Origin of the sequence: Butyricimonas hominis (assembly GCF_014287455.1) — a bacterium.
In the GTDB taxonomy this organism is placed as follows: domain Bacteria; phylum Bacteroidota; class Bacteroidia; order Bacteroidales; family Marinifilaceae; genus Butyricimonas; species Butyricimonas muris.
In genome coordinates this window covers 314,254-332,079 of record NZ_JACOOH010000008.1, presented here as the reverse complement: position 1 = coordinate 332,079, position 17,826 = coordinate 314,254, and the positions used below count along the sequence as shown (strand labels likewise).

Sequence of the window (17,826 nt, the reverse complement as noted above, 5' to 3'; positions counted from 1 at the left end):
GGTATGGAAAAGAGAGTATTTGTCTACATGGTTCTGTTTCTGGGATGTATCGCTTGCACGGGACATTTTAAGGATTTGAACACGGATAAAACCGGGATCACGGATGAGGATACGCGTATCGACTGGAACCATATCGGGATACCTCTCGGTGTGGTGCAGCAGGGCATCTATTTTAATTATGATTTCGGCAAGGGGAAGAATTGGACATACCAGATCATGCAGAACCTGAGTGCCGATATGTTCAGTGGTTATATGCACGATTACAAGCCGTTGAACGGCGGTTCCCACAATTCCGATTATAATCTTCAAGACGGGTGGAACGGGACGTTCTGGGGATACACGTACGCTTATATCATGCCGCAGATCAAACGGTTGGAGGATTCCACGAGAACAGAGAATCCTCTTTTCTACGCGATCACGAAAATATTGAAAGTCGAAGTGATGCATCGGGTGTCCGATTACTACGGTCCGATCATATATTCCAATTTCGGGGGGATGAAATCGGTATATATGCCGGATACGCAACAGGATGTTTATCATGCTTTTTTTGACGATCTGAAAGAGGCGGTAAAGACGCTGAGCGATTATATGGATAAGCCCGATGAAGTTTTTGATTTTTCCCGTTTTGATATTCTGATGGACGGGGAGATCCTTTCGTGGATTAAATTTGCCAATTCATTGCGTATGCGTTTGGCGGTACGGATAGCTATGACTGAACCGGAAAAAGCCAGAACGGAATTTCAGTCGGCTATCAGTGATGAACACGGGTATTTTGAAGACCCTTTCGAGCTCGTGAAGGTATCTACCCGCGACGGGTACACCAATCCTTTGGGCGAGATCAACCGAGTATGGGGGGAAGTGTACATGAATGCTTCCATGGAATCCATTTTAAACGGTTTCGATGATCCCCGGCGGAAAGTGTTTTTTGAACCCTGCGTGGACGACGTTTGTTTGCCGGATAAGAACGGTAAGGATTCCGTCATTATTCCTTTAAAGGGACAATACCGGGGGATTCGCCAAGGTACAATGTTCGCACACCCTTATTACGCGGCTCTGTCCAAGATATACGTGAACGTGAATACCGACGCGATCTTGATGACGGCGGCAGAGGTATGGTTTTTACGGGCGGAAGCAGCTCTGCGGGGTTGGACATCGGAAGAAGCCGGGGATTGCTACGAGAGAGGGGTGAAATGTTCTTTCTCGCAATGGCAGGTACCCGACGCGGACGCTTATTTGCAGGGTGATAACCGGGCATCAGATTTCAAGGATGTATTCACGCCCGAGAATGATATCAAAGCCCGTTGCAAGGTATCCCCTTGTTGGGATGAATCCGCATCGCCGGAAATAAAGCTGGAAAGAATTATCACGCAGAAATGGTTGGCTATTTTCCCGGAGGGATGTGAGGCTTGGGCGGAACAGCGAAGAACGGGATACCCGAGACTTTTTCCCGTGAAATACAATAATAGCCGGAATGGTTGTATCGACACGGAAATCATGATACGTCGTCTGAACTTTCCTTCGACTCTTCTGGATGAAAGCGCGGAACAATACAAGGCATTGGTGGATGCTCTAGGGGGAAAGGACAACGCTGGAACCCGTTTGTGGTGGGATACGGGGAGAAATTTTTAAGAAATAGAAGGATTCAAAGATTCATAGGGATTACCTTATCGCGGGTAAACTTTTATTATGGAAATGTAAAGCATCCGAAATATGGGTATTTAGTCGTTCTTTGGTTAGAGTGTCGAAAAAATATAGTAAAAATTAAATGTTCCGCGTGAAACTTTATCAACCGCTTTTCGTTTCTATAGGTGTTTACAATGAAATACAAAGAACCTTTAAATATTTATAGTTATGATGAAAGGAAATATTGGTTTAGACGCATCAATGATCAAATCAAGTAAAACAATTTTAAATAACCTGCTTGCTGATCATTTTGTTTTACTGGCTAAAACATGGAATTACCACTGGAATATGAAAGGCGCGAGCTTCAGATCTTATCACACGTTCTTGGAAGATCTTTATAACGGCCTGATTGAAGATATCGACAGTATTGCCGAGCGTGTTCGTGATTTGGACGAACGTCCTATCGGGTCTTTGAAAGGCTGTCTGGAGCACAACCGCATCAAAGAACAAGACGAGGAGAAACCGCTTCCCGATGCAAAGGGGATGTTGGCAGCCTTGTTGGATGACAATGCAGAAGTTATCCGTCAGATACGTTCTGATTTGGAAACCATGGATAAAGAAGGCTCGAAAGATTTCGGAACATCCAATTTCTTGGAAGACATGATTGAGAAAAAGGAAAAAGTAACTTGGATGATCCGTGCCCATTTGGAATAAGGATAGATTTTTATGTTATGAGTGAATGAGGGGGACTGTCGATTATCGGCAGTTCTCTTTTTTTATGTTCGCCTTGTATTCCGATGTTTTTTGTATCTTCGTACCCGTTAATCAGGAGATATGGATGATAGAGAGATAAGTGGTATTTTAATCCACTGGTACGAGAAGAACAAGCGGGAATTGCCGTGGCGGGAAACCGGCGATCCTTACTTGATTTGGATCTCGGAGATTATACTCCAGCAAACCAGAGTGGCGCAGGGGTTGGATTATTTCAACCGTTTCGTGCAACGTTTTCCCGATGTGCGTTCCCTCGCGGAAGTTGACGAAGATGAGGTGATGAAATACTGGCAAGGCTTGGGTTATTATAGTCGTGCCCGCAACCTGCACGCGGCGGCAAAGCAAATCGTGGATTCTTTTGACGGCGTTTTTCCCCGGACGAGAGAGGATATCTTATCACTGAAAGGGATCGGGGATTACACGGCTGCCGCGATAGCTTCTTTCGCCTATCAACAACCTTACGCCACGGTAGACGGCAACGTGTACCGGGTGTTAGCCCGGCTGTTCGATTTGGAGATGCCTATTGATAGCGGCGAGGGAAAGAAGTATTTCACGGAATTGGCACAATCGTTACTGGACGAACGGCATCCCGATCTGTTCAATCAGGCGATGATGGAATTCGGGGCTTTGCAGTGTGTCCCGAAATCCCCGGCTTGCGATTCTTGTCCTTTGAACGGGAAGTGTCTGGCATTGGCTTCCGGGCGAGTGGAACAATTACCCGTGAAGAACGGGAAGACCATGGTTAAACCCCGTTATTTTAATTATTTGCATATCCGCGGTCAGGGTAAAACCTTGCTTTCCAAGCGCACGGGAAATGACATCTGGCGTAATCTTTACGAGTTCCCGTTGGTCGAAACGGCATCTCCCGTGTCTTGGGGAGAGTTGCAACAAGTGGCCGGATTCAATACATTATTCGGCGGAATGACGGGTATCAACGTGAAACGGGAGTTCACGGCTAAAAAGCACGTGCTGTCCCACCGGGTAATTTACGCCGTGTTCTACGAGATTCTGGTAGATGCTTTTTCTCCTGCCATGCAGAAGTACCTTCAGGTGCCGGATGAGGAGGTAGGTAATTACGCGGTATCCCGTTTGGTGCAGTCTTACTTGGAAAAGCGGGAAACTTTGTTGTTTTGATAAATAAAATTATTCCTTTTTGGTGTGTCACTGGTGAAAAAGATTTATTTTTGTATTGATGCGGAAAGATGATAGAGATATACTTGACAGGTTCACGAAGAATCGTAAGGACGGGATTCGCGTGCTGTTTGATCGTTACTATCGTCCTCTGGTGTTGTATGCCGGGACATTGATCAGTGACGACACGATGGCGGAAGATCTCGTTCAGGAATTTTTCGTGCGTTTGTGGGAAGACGATTATCTCGAACGTATCGAGAGCAAGGCGCTCAGTTCTTATCTTTTCTCTTCCGTGCGCAACAGTTGTTATACATACTTGCACAAGAACGATGTGATGCGTGCCCGCGTGGACTTCACGTCCATTGACGTGGCGGCTGATTCGGCGGCGGCTTTAAGCCAAGAAATCGTGGATAGGGTAACTGCCGTGATAGCCCGAATGCCCGAACAGACGGGACGAGTGCTGAATTGCGTGTTGATGCAGGACATGAAATATCAGGAAACAGCCGACGAGTTGCATGTATCGCTGAACACGGTGAAAACTTTGTTGCGCAACGGGATGCGGCTTTTGCGTGAAGAACTGCAAAGCGAACAGGAGTTGATTCTATTATTCGTTTGCGCGGGTAATTCGGAAAGTTGAACCGACGCGGGGTAACGTAGCTATCCTGAAGCTATACTCGTGCTACACCATATTGAGCCTTATTGGTTTATGCTTGTTTCCCGTTGGAATGTTCATGGCAGGGATGGCTTGAATATTTGTCAAGTTAAATTAGATTATTTCTTGTTAAAACGTGGGCGAAGAGTGGGCTATAAGTAGGCTAAGTGTAGGCGATGCCGCCTAATAGTCACCTAATAGTCGCCCAAAACTCACCCAAAACTCACCCAACCCGGTTTTATATCCTGCTTAAAGCCCTCTTAAAGGTTATATGAAGTGATAGCTTTGCGTGAATATTTTAAAATATATATATTTGCCACCCTTTTTCATGAGGAGTAATTATTTTCAAGTAGAATGTAGTTTTAAACAGAGACAGACGATGAAAAGATTTTTTTCAACCTGCCTGTTGTTTTGGGTGGGCATATTCTTACTATTGGTCGGTTGTAAGAAGGATGAGGTGACAGTTGTCGAAGACGAGGATATTGTGGATAATGAATTACCCGTCAGGTTGACGGTGGCGGATTATAACGAGAGTAACACGTATTATTTGTTGAATGATGACGAATCCCCGGATGTTTATTTCGATTCGAAGCAGCGAAGTTTTCTCGTGACGCAGCCTTTGCAAATTTCGCTGGATGACGAGCTCAATTTCCAGATTCGTTTTTATAGCCCGAGAGCCTTGAAAGGCGTGACGATTTGGGCAACCATCGAGGGGTACGACGAGGAGGTCGAGTTTATGTCGCTCGAGAAAATCATGCCGTTCCAACAGCTTCGGGTGCCTGTACCTTTTGTCACCACGGATATGACCGCGTACACTCGCGGCGGAAAAAAGATTCTTATCACGGCAAACCCGGATTTGACGGTGGAGGATATCTCTTTTAGAATCGAGTGTGACGATCCTTATTGGGCAAGGTTGCAATCCATTCGTTGTAAATGGAATATCGCTTTCGGCAGGTATAGCGACACGCAGGCAAGCTGGAAGTATAAAATGAAGGCTTCACACACGCGTGAGGCGGTGGCGATTGCGTTGAACATGAGTTATATGTTTTCGTCGGAGAAGTTCGAGAAGGCGTTGCACGAGTTCGGACCTCTACATAGTAACAATGACAGGGTGGAGATTGACAAGCATGCTTTATTGACAAGAGTGCTTAATCACCGCGGGTTGGTTTTCGGTTATACCACGGGTGTGATGGGATTGGGTGGCGGCACGACGTACGGGATGCACGAGGTGTGTTACCTTGAGCATTATGCCGATGATAAGAGCATCACGGAAACCCTTTTTCATGAGTTCGCGCATTGCGTGGGATACGGGCATGCCGGGAATATGACCTATGAGCAGACGGGACCCGGGTGGATTACCTTGTGTAATAACGTGTACGTCGAGTTGTCGCGTGAAAAGGAGTTGCCCGTTTACTCCCGCCGTTTCCTGCATACCCGTAAGTGCAAGAACAGGTATTTTGACGATATATACGTGGCGTCAAAATATATTATCGAGGATCCGGAACTTGATGCCCTAGATGGTGGTTTGTCCCCGTTGCGCGGGGTGACGGACACGGGTGGGGATGACGGTATGCCGCTGACTTTCCGGTTGGATTACGCGGATGTGCCCGGGGCAACGGCTGCCACTTTCCGCCCGAAAGACGTGTACGCGTACGGGAATACCTTGTACGTGGTGAATGATGCCGACAATAATTATAGCGTGGAGGTGTTCAATCTCGAGCCTAACAGTATGAAACAGCATTTGCATAGTATCCGGGAATGGTCGCGGGGGGACGAAACGGAAACGTTCGGTGGTAGACCGAATGGTGTTACGCGTGCTAACGGGAAGATATATGTCACTCACGAGGGGAGTCGCACGGAGATTTTCGACGCGGGGGATTACCGGTTTGTCACGTGTATCGGAACCGGGGCGTGGGGTACGGGGCCTTCTCAAACCGTGCACGCTTTCGACGTTGTGCTTTACAAGGGAATGGTGGCGATTCATGACAAGCGTTATGTCAATTTCGTGGAAGAGGGGGTGTTGACGCCCGGAAACGTGGCACCGCGCTTGTACATTCGATCGGAGCATTTGGGCGAGGTGAGCGCCGCTTACGGCATGGCGGTCGATGAACGGGCGGGATTGCTTTATTCCACCCATCCGTCCAAGCGTATAGATGTTTTCGCTCTTGGTGATATACGCGAGGGTGTGACTCTCAAACGTGTCAAGCAGTTGGCTTACCGTAACATGCCTTATGCGCTGGATTTTTACAAGGGTAGGTTGTTCGTGACTTTTAACGGCAACGAGAAGTTTTGCGAAGTTGACCCGGAAACGGGGGATATCGTGAAGGATTATACGACGGTCGGTGGCATCACGTTGCAAGCCCCCGAGAAGTTCTGTATCCGCCGTAGCACGTTGTTTATTGTCGACCGCACGAAGGACGGGCCGTGTCTTTACGCTATTCCCACGCGGGAGTTGAAATAGGAGCGTATGGTTGTTTTTTTTCAAAAAAAATACACCCTTTATTCACCCGTTTTGATTTTTATTTAGTCTTATTTGTGTAAAAAACAAAGTATGACTATATCGAATTACATAGAAGAGTTGATTTACCGTGTGTTAGCAGGAGATGCAAGCGAGGAGGAACGATGTGAGTTGGAGGCGTGGGTGCGGGAGAGCGAGGAGCATCGAGTGTTTTTTCACAAGGTGGAGCGGGCTTGGTACACGGGGAAGTATGCCGTGAGGTGGAAAAACGTGGAGATGAGTTCCGCGTGGAAAGCTGTGGAGCATAAGCGGGAAAGTCATCGACGGAGGCGTTTGTTGCGCGTTGGTTGGAGTGTGGCGGCGGCAGTGGTGTTGGTGGTCGGGTTGGCGTGGATGTTTTTGCCGTCGGGGGAAGAGAAGATGCCCGTGGCGATGGTGCAGGCTCCGGTGGGTAAGCCCGGGGAGTCGAAGGCGTTGCTGGTGCTTTCGTCGGGAGAGCGGGTTGCTTTGGGAGGTGAACAGGCGGACACGATACGGGAGAACGGGCAATCGATTTTGCGGGAGAAGGATTATATTGATTATAGCCGGGAGAAAGGTGATGGAGTGACGGAAACGGTTTATAATGAGTTGATTGTGCCTGTTGGTGGGGAGTACCGTTTGTTGCTTGCCGATGGGACTGTCGTTTACATGAATTCGGAATCCTGCTTGAAATATCCGGTACGGTTCATCGGGAGCGAGCGATTGGTGGAGTTGGAAGGTGAGGCTTATTTTGAGGTGGAGCGGGATGAAGAGCGTCCTTTCGTGGTACGCACGAGTCGGTTGGACGTGACGGTATTGGGCACGGGGTTTAACGTGATGGCTTACAAGAAGGATGCCCGTACGGAAGTCACTTTGGTGAACGGGAAGGTGGACGTGACGAGCGGGAAGATTAGCGAGGTGTTGACCCCGAACCGGCAGTTCGTGATGAATAACGAGAGTGGTGAATACGAGGTGCGTACGGTGGATGCGGATGCTTATGCCGCGTGGAAAAAGGGAACTTTGAATTTTGATGCGATGCCATTGGAGGAGTTGGGGGATAAGTTGGCACGTTGGTACGGGGTGAGTTTCTTTTTCAGTAACGAGCGTTTGAAGCAGTTGAAGTTCTCGGGTGCTTTTCGGAAATATAATGACATGGATTATATTCTTTCTTTGATAGAGGCAACGACGGATGTAACTTTTAAAATCAATGGAAATGCAATTATAGTTAACGAAAAATAAAGTAGAAAACCGCTTCCGAAGGGGCATAAAAATACCGGAAAGTGTTGGGAGCACGATCCGGTAGTCACTCCCGGGGGAGCATCAAGAATCACTTAATTCACAAATGTATGAAAAAAAGTAATGTAGTGTGGCTTGTTTTGTCAAAAAATAAGCGGCAGCAATTATGGAGAATTATGAAACTAACATGGATTTTGTGTGTCTGTTTCGTGTGTACGTTGTCCGCGAACAGTCTGGCACAGCAAAAATTGAGTATGAATCTGGGGGAAACGTCGATTAAGACGGTTTTCGAGGAGATTCGTAAGCAAACGAACAAGATCGTGATTTATAATGACGACCGGTTGGCGTTGCGGAAGAAGGTGAACGCGGATTTCAAGGACATGGAGTTGGCAGATGTGCTGGAACGTGTACTTGCCGGAAGCGGTATGACGTACAAGTTCGTGGACGATTATATCGTGATTACTCCTGCCGTGAAGCCCGCGCAGGATGAGAAAAAAGCGTTTCGGGTAAAAGGTTTCGTGTACGACCAGAACAAGGAGGCTTTGCCGGGAGTGACGGTGAAAGTGGCAGGGGTACCCCTCGGGACTTCTACCGATGTGAACGGGTGGTTTACCATGGAATTGACCGAGAAAGCGACTTTGGAATTTTCATTCGTGGGGTATAAAAGGAAGACTTTGGCTTTGACCGATCAGATGTTGAAAGACACGATTCGGGTTTACATGGAGGAAGAGGTGAACGAGATGGATGAGGTTGTCGTGACCGGTTATCAGGAAATACGCAAGGATCGGATGACGGGTTCCGTGACGGTGATTACTGCCAAGGAGTTGGAGAATAGCGCTTTCAAGAGCATAGACCAGATTCTGGAAGGTAAGGTTGCCGGGTTGTATTCTTTTAAGACCAGTGGAGCACCGGGAACACGGGCGAATGTTCGTATCCGGGGTGACAACTCTATATCGGGTAACAAGGAGCCGATGTGGGTGGTAGACGGTCTGCCCTTGCAAGGTGGTGTGGCATCCATTAACGTGCTTAACGCAGGAAATATTCAGGAGTCTGCACTTGATCACGGTATTGGTAACCTTTCTCCGGCGGATATAGAGTCGATCACTATTTTGAAGGATGCGGCAGCATCGGCTATTTATGGTGCGCGGGCTGCTAACGGTGTGATTGTGATCAAGACGAAACGCGGTTTCGAGGGGGATGCTACTTTTAGTTATAACGGTAGTTTCGGTATAGTATCGGCACCGAGCATTGATTTGGATTTTATGAACGGTCGCGAGAAGGTGGATTTTGAGCTTCAGTTGATGCGGGATTTCCATCGTGCCGATCAAGCCGGGTTAGCGGGTAAGATTTACGATAATTATAAACAAGGACGTATTAGTGCGGCAGAATATGATGCCGAGTTAAATCGGTTGCGTTCCACGAACACAGATTGGTTTGACGAGATTTTCCGGAAAGGATTCTCGCATTCTCATTTCTTGTCGATGCGCGGTGGTTCAGCTAAAACAAACTACTATGCTTCATTGAATTATAGCGGTCAAGACGGTGTATTGAAAAGTAATCACTATAATAATTTGGGCGCAAAATTGGAAGTTCGTCATAAACCTATAGAGAATTTGGAATTGCATTTCCAAGTAGAAGGAAATTATCGCGAGGATGTTGATCATGCTTCTGCTGTAGACCCGTTCAAGTATGCGGTTTTTGCTAACCCGTACGAAAAGCCGTACAACGAGGATGGTAGTTATGCTGCTGATTTGAGTTATTTGGGTGACAACTGGAGTGATTTGAAATACGGTTATAGGTTCGATACATTCAATATCTTGCGTGAGTTGGATGAAACACAGAACAAGAGTATTGCCTCGGATGTGTCTGCCCGTTTGGGATTCAATTACAAAATCATGGAAGGATTGACCGCGGATGTAAGCGGATCGTTGACGTATAGTACGAATAACACGGAGAAGTGGGCAGGTCCTGAAACGTATGCTTCTTACGCGAATGCAAGTTTCGTGAGAGCGGCATTAAAAATAAATCCGGAAAAAGAAATACCGGCGGGTTATAATAACGGTTATTTGAGAGAAGGTTCCGGTCGTTCCACTGCTTTTGCGTTGAGAGGATTGCTTAGTTATAATAACGATCAGTTGGAGGGACATTCTTTTTCTGTTGTTGTCGGTTCTGAGATTTCAGGTAGTAAGAGTTATAATAACTTCCATAATTTCCCGGAGTTTAATCAGATCTATCGTTTTACCACTTTCCCCTCTTTTGACGATCCGGCAGGACAAATCAAGTATGAGAATTTTGTAAGCCAAAATATATTCAACAACATGATGGGTACGGGAGAGGCACAGGACCGTTCGGCTTCTTTCTTTGCGGCATTCACTTATACATTACGGGATAAATATGTATTCAACGTGAACGCTCGTTTTGATGGGGCGGATATTATCGGTACGGATAACCGTTTTACCCCGTTGTGGTCAGCCAGTTTCCGTTGGAATGCCATGCGGGAGAATTTCTTGAAGAACGTGAACTTTATTTCCGATTTGGCGGTACGTGTTTCTTACGGGTACACGGGAAATATTGACCGTAGTTCTTACCCGATGCCGTTGGTTTACTTGAGTGGAGAGAAATATGACGGTTTGTTTATTGCAGAAAGCGTGACTTTCCCGAACCCAAATATCAAGTGGGAACATAAAGAAGACCGGAATATCGGTTTGGATTTTGCTTTTTGGAATAACCGTATCGGTGGTACATTTAACTATTATTGGAATACCACCCGCGATTTGTTGGGAGATATGACTACTCCTATTTCTTACGGGCGTGAAAGTATCCGTACCAATGTATCCTCGTTGGAGAATAAGGGATGGGAATTCAACATCAATCTCCGTTTGGATTTGGGTAAGGATGTGTATTGGGTAAACTCTTTCAATATCGCGCAAAACAAGAATAAGATTACTGATACCTTTATCAAGAACTTCGAGGAGTTTCAAGATGTGAGTTGGAATGGTAGTACTGCTAATATCGAGGGGTATGCTACCGGAACCATTTTCGGACACCGTTTCGCTGGGGTAAATCCTGCCACGGGTAATGCCATGTTCTATTTGACAGAGAGAGCCAGAGAAGTGTGGGCGGAGAATAAAGAGGTGTCGATAGATGAGATCCCGTACGTGATGGAGGATACGGATAGCGAGCTAGACCAAAATGTGTTGAAAGCCTCTTTGGTGAATTTGGGAACTTTGAACCCGAAAGTGACAGGAGGATTTAGTTCTACCTTGTCTTGGAAACAGTTGGAGGTACGTCTCGGTTTTGCTTACAGCGCGGGACATCGGTTGGAAACATTTAACGAGCGGAAATATGCACCTAACGGAAGTACAAGAAGTGAAGTACATTTCTCTCGTACCAATCGTCTAAAGAGTGCCATGAATCGTTGGCGGACTCCGGGGGATATTACCGATACGCCTCGTTATAGCTTTAGGGGGGCATCGTATCACCAGATGTTGACGGATGATAAGTATGAAAAGGCCGATTTCTTGGCTTTCCGCGATTTGACAGTATCCTACGATTTGCGTGGTGATTGGTTCAAATATATCGGATTGAGCCGTTGTCGTGTGGGATTGCAGGTGAGCAACGTGTTTGTATTTACGAAGTACAGCGGTTTGGACGTGACTACCGGAGGGGCATTCAACTACCCGAATCCTCGTACTTATATGTTTAATCTTTCTTTAGGCTTTTAAAAGACGGATGTTATGAGAAAGTTTATATATTTAATTAGCTTTTTATTGGTTTTAGGAGTTACCTCTTGTAAAGAGTTTTTGAATGTAACTCCTAAGAACGTGATTTCGATGGAGGACTTGCAAAGTATCAAGCAGGCGTTATCCAGTTTTTTGTATGGTATGCCTGCTGAGGGGGATGGACATACTAAGATGGTGCGTAATCCTTTCAGTCGTTTCAGAGAAGATATTCCCATGGTTTCTTATGCAAGTGAGGTTGATTTGTATCTTTTAGCAGCAGATGATGCAGGAATGACGGTTGAGGATGTGGAACAAGCAGATTGGAGGTCGGAAGGGACTCAGGGTTTTTGGCGACGGTATTATGGGCCTATCGGTTTGATGAATTTATATATTCATGAAGCAAAAACGGCTGCCGGAGAGGAAGATATGCGGGATTATGTAATGGGAGAGGCTTACGTTGTGCGTGCATACTGTTTCTTTAAATTGGTTCAGTATTTTGCTCCTTATGACAATAATGAATTGGGTATTCCTTTGTGTTTGAATTCTTATGATGATTTCGAGGATGTGGATTTGTCCCGTGCTCCTCAGACAAAGGTGTATGCCCAAATTTTGAGTGATTTGCATGAGGCGGAAATTCGTTTGGAACGTACACCTATGCGGAGTAGTTTTAACCGGATGTACGATACTCATGTTGTAAATCGCTTGTTTGCACAAGTTTATCTATTTAAAGCACTTTCTCCTGCGGCGGAGGCTGATGATTGGAAAAATGCAATCTTGTATGCTTCAAAAGAAACAGATGGTGCGGAATTGGAGAAGAATCCGGATAATTTATCCAGGTTATTTGATGCAGAAACACAAAATAGTGCAGTAGCGAATACTGAAGCGGCTTTGCGTATAAGATTTGATGGTACTGCTATGAGTAATAGTTATTTCTATAGAAATTTATTAGTTGATGAAGAATTTTTGAGTACTCATTTTCCTGAAACGGAAGGAGATATTCGGAATGAATATTCTTTTGGAAGAAGATCTATTAGTATGCCGGGAGTAGGTACTCAATCAAGGAAGTATTTTAATAAATATAATATTTATGGGGCTACTTATGGAAATATATTTATCGGATTCCGATTGGCAGAGGCGTTCTTGATTCAGGCAGAGGCGTTGGTAATGACCAATCAGTTGGATGAAGCAAAAGCAATTTTGGAGCGTTTTAAAGAGGCAAGATACACAGGAATCTATACGACCCCTTCGGATAAAGAGGGTTTGTTGCAAGATATATATCGTGAACGTCGTAAGGAGTTTGTAGGAGAGGAAGATTACAATTGGATGGATATGAAACGTTTGGGGGTAAAAACGGAGCGTACAATTATGGGACAGACCTATACATTGAACGGTGCGGGAGATTATCGTTACACGTTCCCGATTCCTACAAGTGAGTTGGAGAATAACAAGCAATTAAAGCAAAATCCGGTTTGGCAATTAAAAGATTAACATTATGAAGACAAAGAATTTATTATATTTGCTTTTATCGCTGGGCATTTTTATCGGATGTACGCCGGAAGAGGGTGAGTTGCTCGATTTTAGCAAAGTTGAAATTGAAAAAGTAGAGTTAGGTGCAGATGCTGAGCAGTTGATTGCTGATGGTGTCGCCACTTTGACATTGGTACCTCACCTTTATCAAGTGACAGAAGGGAAAGACGGTGAGAAGATATATGGCAGAATACCAGAAGATAGGCTTTCCGGGGATATGGTCAAGTATTTCATGGAGGACGGGACGGAATTGGAGGGACCGGAATACAAGACGACTGATGTGTCAAAAGGTAAAGTGAGTTTTTATATCACCGCAAACGGGATGAAATCCGATTTGTTTACCGTGAAATTGCGGAAACCTTTTGCTGAGGACGAGTATGAAACGATTACCTACCCGGTAGTATTCCATGTACTTCAAACGACAGAAAGTGTAACCGGGGGAGCGAAGTTGGACGCAAGTTTGATTTACGAGTTCTTCAACACGATGGTGAAAACTTTTGAGCGTAAGGTTGCTTTTGGACCGAATAGTGTAGATACTCGTATTCGTTTCCAATTGGCAGAATATACTCCCGATGGGACAAAAATGCAGGAAAAAGGGATAAATCGGTGGTCTGGACCTAAGGATGGAGGTAATTGGCACTGGATTGAAGTGGATGGAATAGAATTTTGTATCAAATATGATTTAGCAAACTATGTTTTCTGGGATTATAAAAAATATTTAAATATTTGGATTGTAGAAAATAGGCCTGGGACAATAGGAACAGTTACAATACCTCCTCAGTTTATCTTGACAGGAACAGAACCTTTGAAAGGAATATCACCGCTTATGCGGGAAAAAACCGAAGAGGAATTTGAAGCAATGAGTAAGGATGATTTTAAGCTTAGTGACATTGGTATGATGTTTGAACTCACTCAGTTTTCAACAGGTAACGATTTACCATTGGGACAACTTGGTCAAGTGGGACAGTTCTTCGGGTTGTTGCCGACAGAGTTTGCGGGAGAAGAAATAACATCAGATTATTGCGAGGATACCGTGCCTTATGATATTTACCGGGAAGAGTGGTATGACAATAATGGGAATGACGCTAATAATCGTTTAAAGGTGACAGAGGACGGATTGTTGTTCTATTCTACGAATATCATGGATTTTTATTCCTTTAGAAATGCCATTACCATGGATCAGATGAAACGTATCCGTACTATCACGGATAACTGCCCGCTCCGTTGGGCTTGGAAGAGCAAGTGGGCATTCACGGGAAAAGAAGATTAATAATAGTCTTGTATGTTGTGAATTAAGAGAAGGGAGAAGCTGAAAAAGGCTTCTTCCTTACTCTTCTTATGTAGGGAAAATCGAAGTTAAACTTAATAAATTGTGGATATGAAATATCGTTTATTGTTTATCGTTTTTTTATTCGCATGTTGTTTTGCTTGTGAAAGTGTGATAGAAAATCAGCAATTCAATGAGTTGGATTTGGAAGAAAATATTTTGATAGAAGGTGGGGGATTATCTCGCTCTGTGGATAGGGGAGTAACTGAGAATATGAATGCATTCCTTCAACGTGTTGATTTGTTTGAGCGTCAATTTATAGAATTGTACCAGTCTTATGATACAATTATTTCTGAAGGTGTACTAAGACAAAAATGGTATGAATGTATTAATCGTTTCGATAAAGATGCTGCTCGAGTATATCAAGATTTGTGTATAAATAAGTCTAGAGATTTATTTAAGAATGATGAAGATCTCGAAAACTATTTTAGAAGTTTTAGAATATATAGTTCTCGTTGTAAGCAAGTTGTTGATTTAATAGTTCGTTCTGTAGAAGATTTAAGAAGTGAAATTATACATGAGTTAGAATATGGCATAAAGCCAATTGAACCAGATGAGCGTCCGGAAACTATTCGTTATACACTTTCGGAAACAGTAAAAAAAGCAATGCCGTTTTGGGGAACATGGGAAGAAATTAGTAAAGTTGGGGTTTCTGGTTCGTTATTTGTTCCGTTGGATCAATTTGATTTTATTGATGTTGCTTGTTTGGTGGATAATTACAATAGGCAAAATTTGTACACGTATGATGATTTTGCTTTTTCTACGCCTCGAAAAGCAGAAGGCTTTCAAGCTATTATGAAGTATGTTAATAATGCGGGAACTATGATTTTGTTAGAGGCTCGTGTTCATTATGAGGATAGTCATACGTTCTATCTGTATTTGATAGATGCTCAAACTTATGAAATTTGTGATCGCCTTGAAGTAGGTACTTGTTATCGACATGACTTTAATGATCGGTTTGAAACGGAGGCGGATACTCGTAGATTTATTGTTAAAGATTGGTTATTTGATAAGGATTATACTGTAGTTGTAGGAGAATTGAAAACGGATATTGCTGCTAAATTTAATGAAGATTTTGGGACATTGGAGGCAGAAGTGATTAGAACGACATACAAATATAATGGACGTAAATTTGTACAAGTGGAGCAAAAATCTGCTGGTAAATTGCAGTATTATTCTGAAAATATATATTCTAATTCAACTCCGCTTGCTTACGATTAATTATATTATTTGAGAATAAATTAGCATTATGAAAAAAGTAATTTGCTCCATCAGCTTATTGTTGTGTTTTATAGTACAAGTCGCAGAATTGGCTGCCCAGCCTCGCTTGAAGTTTGACGGGGAGGGACGGTTTAAGATTGTGCAGGTGACTGATATGCACATTAACCAGAAGAAAGGGCAGTCGGAAGTGTGTTTTGAATTGTTGGCGGAGGTGATTCGGGAGGAGCGACCGGACTTGGTGGTGTTTACCGGGGATCAGGTGACAGAGTTGAATCCGCGAGCGACATGGGTACGGTTGGTGGAGCAAATGAAAACGTGTGGGGTGGCGTGGACGATGGTTTTCGGAAATCATGATCACGAGCAGGGAATGAGTCGGGAGGAGATTTACGAGATGGTGAAGGAGACTCCCAAGTGCTTGATGAGCAAGGGGAACGTGAAGGGTGTCGGGAATTACGTGTTGGAGATAGAGGGGAAGCAGAGCCGGGCGACGGCTGCTGTGCTTTATTTTTTGGATTCGCATAGTAATTGCGAGTTGAAAGAGGTGGGGGGATACCAGTGGGTGGATTTTTCACAGATAGCTTGGTTGCGGGAGCAGAGCGCAAGACGAGAGTGTCCGTCGCTGCTGTTTATGCATATTCCGTTGCCGGAATATAACTATGCTTGGAACGGGAAGACGTTTGGGGTAAGGTTGGAAGAAATTTGTTGCCCGCGGCTGAATAGCGGGTTGTTTACCGCGTTGAAAGAGTCGGGGCAGGTGATAGGGGTGTTTGCGGGGCATGACCATGAAAATGACTTTATAGGTGTATATTATGATATAGCGTTGGGATACGGGCGTGTGTCCGCCGGGAAAAATGCCTACGGGTGTTTGGAACCGGGGGTGCGGGTGATTGAATTGACGGAAGGGAAACGGGAATTTGAAACGTATGTCCGGCTGAAAGGCGGGGAGGTGAAAAACAGATGCAAGTATCCGGTAGATTTTGAAGACTTGAAAAAATTGAAGTAATGATGAGATTGTGTTTTGTGTTGTTTGTGTGCGCTTTGCTCATTTGTCCGGCAATGGTTGCCGGACAGGGCAAAGATCGTGAAATTAAAGTGACTTGGGACAAGGAGAGCCCGGTGAAAAAGATTGTATCCCCGACGAAAGGGAAGGTGAAGAACGTGGTCTTTATGATTGGCGACGGTATGAGCCTGATGACGATGTATTCCACATGGGCTGCCAACCGGGGAAAGTTGAATATTGAGAATTGCCGATGCGTGGGGTTGGCGAAGACTTATTGTTATGACCGTTTGATTACCGATTCCGGGGCGTCCGGTACGGCTTTGGCGACAGGACATAAGACTCGTTACCATTCGGTGGGGGTTGATCCGGACGGGAAGCCGTTGACTACTTTGACGGATTTGGCTGCCGTTAAAAACAAGTCCACGGGGGTTGTGGTTACCTGCCGTTTGAATGATGCCACCCCTGCCGCTTTCTGTGCACACAATAGTGACCGGGAGCAGGCGGAAGCGATTATCGCGGATTACGTGGGGTGTGGTGTTGATTTTATTTTTGGTGGCGGTAAGCGGTATTTTTGTGAACGGGAGGATGGTCGTGATATTATGGAAGAGATGCGGGCGTTGGGGTACCGGACTCCGGAGAATAAGGAGCAATTGGACGCTATCGAAAGCGGAAAAGTGCTTGCCGTTTGGGCGGATCACGATTTGCCTCGTCCGGCAGAGCGGGGAGAGATGCTGACGGAGGGTACCTTGAAAGCCTTGGAACTTTTGTCGCGTAACAAAAAAGGTTTTTTCCTGATGGTGGAGGCGTCGCAGATAGACGATTACGGGCATTCCAATCAACTTCGTCCTCTGGTGGAGGAGGTATTGGATTTCGACCGTACGATAGGCAAGGTGTTCGAGTGGGCGGCTGCCGACGGGAATACGCTGGTGGTGGTGACTGCCGATCATGAAACCGGAGGACTGACTTTGGTGGGCGGTGATTTGGAACGAGGTGAGATCGTGGGTAAGTTTTCCACGGGTAGCCATAGCGGTGTTATGGTTCCGGTTTATGCCTTTGGTCCCGGGGCGGAAGCGTTCACGGGTATTTATGAAAATACCGATATTTTCGAGAAGATTAAATCGCTGTTGAAATTATAAAGAG

The 17,826-nt window shown here is 45.1% G+C and carries 12 protein-coding genes; all 12 read left to right on the top strand.

All coding sequences use genetic code 11. The features are described 5' to 3' along the window. The first annotated feature begins 3 nt into the window (after positions 1 to 3). The 12 genes from H8S64_RS18075 (at position 4) to H8S64_RS18020 (ending at position 17,822) form a co-directional block, all read left to right on the top strand. Positions 4 to 1,629 carry a SusD/RagB family nutrient-binding outer membrane lipoprotein gene (locus H8S64_RS18075; protein WP_186977960.1) on the top strand — a complete coding sequence of 542 codons (1,626 nt, stop codon included), beginning with the start codon at positions 4 to 6 and terminating at the stop codon, positions 1,627 to 1,629. Between the two features lie 222 nt (positions 1,630 to 1,851). Beyond that, positions 1,852 to 2,337, top strand: coding sequence for a Dps family protein (locus tag H8S64_RS18070; protein ID WP_227215446.1), 486 nt, complete (start codon positions 1,852 to 1,854; stop codon positions 2,335 to 2,337). 120 nt (positions 2,338 to 2,457) lie between these two features. Next, positions 2,458 to 3,528: an A/G-specific adenine glycosylase gene (mutY, locus tag H8S64_RS18065; RefSeq protein WP_186977958.1), complete on the top strand. Its 1,071-nt coding sequence runs from the start codon at positions 2,458 to 2,460 to the stop codon at positions 3,526 to 3,528. Positions 3,529 to 3,586: 58 nt separating this feature from the next. Continuing rightward, the gene (locus H8S64_RS18060; RefSeq protein WP_186977956.1) at positions 3,587 to 4,162 is read left to right on the top strand and encodes a sigma-70 family RNA polymerase sigma factor; all 576 of its coding nucleotides are present in this window, start codon (positions 3,587 to 3,589) and stop codon (positions 4,160 to 4,162) included. 394 nt (positions 4,163 to 4,556) lie between these two features. Continuing rightward, positions 4,557 to 6,638, top strand: coding sequence for an NHL repeat-containing protein (locus tag H8S64_RS18055; protein WP_186977954.1), 2,082 nt, complete (start codon positions 4,557 to 4,559; stop codon positions 6,636 to 6,638). 90 nt (positions 6,639 to 6,728) lie between these two features. Continuing rightward, positions 6,729 to 7,892 carry a FecR family protein gene (locus tag H8S64_RS18050; protein ID WP_186977952.1) on the top strand — a complete coding sequence of 388 codons (1,164 nt, stop codon included), beginning with the start codon at positions 6,729 to 6,731 and terminating at the stop codon, positions 7,890 to 7,892. Positions 7,893 to 7,999: 107 nt separating this feature from the next. Next, positions 8,000 to 11,614 carry a SusC/RagA family TonB-linked outer membrane protein gene (locus tag H8S64_RS18045; protein ID WP_186977950.1) on the top strand — a complete coding sequence of 1,205 codons (3,615 nt, stop codon included), beginning with the start codon at positions 8,000 to 8,002 and terminating at the stop codon, positions 11,612 to 11,614. Positions 11,615 to 11,626: 12 nt separating this feature from the next. Further along, positions 11,627 to 13,099 carry a RagB/SusD family nutrient uptake outer membrane protein gene (locus H8S64_RS18040; RefSeq protein WP_186977948.1) on the top strand — a complete coding sequence of 491 codons (1,473 nt, stop codon included), beginning with the start codon at positions 11,627 to 11,629 and terminating at the stop codon, positions 13,097 to 13,099. A gap of 4 nt (positions 13,100 to 13,103) precedes the next feature. Beyond that, a complete protein-coding gene (locus H8S64_RS18035) occupies positions 13,104 to 14,408 on the top strand; it encodes a hypothetical protein (RefSeq protein WP_186977946.1) in 1,305 nt (434 codons plus the stop codon). Positions 14,409 to 14,510: 102 nt separating this feature from the next. Further along, positions 14,511 to 15,686 carry a hypothetical protein gene (locus tag H8S64_RS18030; RefSeq protein ID WP_186977944.1) on the top strand — a complete coding sequence of 392 codons (1,176 nt, stop codon included), beginning with the start codon at positions 14,511 to 14,513 and terminating at the stop codon, positions 15,684 to 15,686. A 28-nt stretch (positions 15,687 to 15,714) separates the two neighbouring features. After that, positions 15,715 to 16,689: a metallophosphoesterase family protein gene (locus tag H8S64_RS18025; RefSeq protein ID WP_186977942.1), complete on the top strand. Its 975-nt coding sequence runs from the start codon at positions 15,715 to 15,717 to the stop codon at positions 16,687 to 16,689. Beyond that, a complete protein-coding gene (locus tag H8S64_RS18020; RefSeq protein ID WP_186977940.1) occupies positions 16,689 to 17,822 on the top strand; it encodes an alkaline phosphatase in 1,134 nt (377 codons plus the stop codon). Before H8S64_RS18025 ends, H8S64_RS18020 begins: the two co-directional genes overlap by 1 nt. Positions 17,823 to 17,826 lie beyond the last annotated feature (4 nt).

What these genes read in the sequence shown, in the direction of transcription:
- H8S64_RS18055 (WP_186977954.1), top strand. Translation starts at nt 4,557, where the DNA reads ATGAAAAGATTTTTTTCAACCTGCCTGTTGTTTTGGGTGGGCATATTC.
- H8S64_RS18070 (WP_227215446.1), top strand. Translation starts at nt 1,852, where the DNA reads ATGATGAAAGGAAATATTGGTTTAGACGCATCAATGATCAAATCAAGT.
- H8S64_RS18060 (WP_186977956.1), top strand. Translation starts at nt 3,587, where the DNA reads ATGCGGAAAGATGATAGAGATATACTTGACAGGTTCACGAAGAATCGT.
- H8S64_RS18035 (WP_186977946.1), top strand. Translation starts at nt 13,104, where the DNA reads ATGAAGACAAAGAATTTATTATATTTGCTTTTATCGCTGGGCATTTTT.
- H8S64_RS18050 (WP_186977952.1), top strand. Translation starts at nt 6,729, where the DNA reads ATGACTATATCGAATTACATAGAAGAGTTGATTTACCGTGTGTTAGCA.
- H8S64_RS18075 (WP_186977960.1), top strand. Translation starts at nt 4, where the DNA reads ATGGAAAAGAGAGTATTTGTCTACATGGTTCTGTTTCTGGGATGTATC.
- H8S64_RS18025 (WP_186977942.1), top strand. Translation starts at nt 15,715, where the DNA reads ATGAAAAAAGTAATTTGCTCCATCAGCTTATTGTTGTGTTTTATAGTA.
- H8S64_RS18045 (WP_186977950.1), top strand. Translation starts at nt 8,000, where the DNA reads ATGAAAAAAAGTAATGTAGTGTGGCTTGTTTTGTCAAAAAATAAGCGG.
- mutY (WP_186977958.1), top strand. Translation starts at nt 2,458, where the DNA reads ATGGATGATAGAGAGATAAGTGGTATTTTAATCCACTGGTACGAGAAG.
- H8S64_RS18020 (WP_186977940.1), top strand. Translation starts at nt 16,689, where the DNA reads ATGATGAGATTGTGTTTTGTGTTGTTTGTGTGCGCTTTGCTCATTTGT.
- H8S64_RS18040 (WP_186977948.1), top strand. Translation starts at nt 11,627, where the DNA reads ATGAGAAAGTTTATATATTTAATTAGCTTTTTATTGGTTTTAGGAGTT.